The organism is Streptomyces nanshensis (assembly GCF_001751255.1).
GTDB classification, from domain to species: domain Bacteria; phylum Actinomycetota; class Actinomycetes; order Streptomycetales; family Streptomycetaceae; genus Streptomyces; species Streptomyces nanshensis_A.
Genome location: NZ_LJGW01000480.1, coordinates 1 through 615, shown reverse-complemented (window position 1 = coordinate 615; position 615 = coordinate 1). Strand labels below are relative to the sequence as shown.

At 77.4% G+C, this 615-nt stretch carries 1 protein-coding gene; it reads left to right on the top strand.

What is annotated here, in order from left to right; genetic code table 11:
• The coding region (locus tag AN218_RS28700) for an aminotransferase class I/II-fold pyridoxal phosphate-dependent enzyme (RefSeq protein WP_141747727.1) at positions 1–615 on the top strand (615 nt) is incomplete at both ends.

The window sequence follows — 615 nt, the reverse complement described above, 5'->3', positions numbered from 1 at the left end:
AGAACCCGACCGGCGCCGCGGTCGGCGCGCGCCGCGCGGCCCGCCTGCGCGAGGTGCTCGCCGCCCACCCCGCCACCCTGCTCGTCGAGGACGACCACGGGCACGGCATCGTCGCCGAACCGCTCAACTCCCTTGCGGGGCATACCGATCGCTGGGCGCTGGTGCGCTCCACCGCGAAGGCGTACGGGCCGGATCTGCGTCTCGCGGTCCTCACGGGCGACGAGGTCACCCTCGACCGGGTGCGCGGACGCCAGCTCCTCGGACCGGGCTGGGTGAGCCGGCTGCTCCAGGACGCCGTGCTGCACCTGTGGGAGACGGGGGCGGTCGACACGGCCGCGGTGGCCCGCTCGTACACACGGCGCCGCGAGGCGCTCGTACGGGCGCTGGAGGAGCGGGGAGTGCGGGCGCACGGGCGGAGCGGGATGAACGTGTGGGTGCCGGTAGGCGACGAGACCGGCGCCGTCGCGCGTCTGCTGCAGTCCGGCTGGGCGGTGGCGCCCGGCGCCCGCTTCCGGCTGGCGTCGCCGCCCGGAGTGCGGCTGACGGTCTCCCCGTTGACGGCCGCCGGTGCCGGGGAGGTCGGCGATGCGGTGGCCGCCGCCCTCCGCCCGTCCG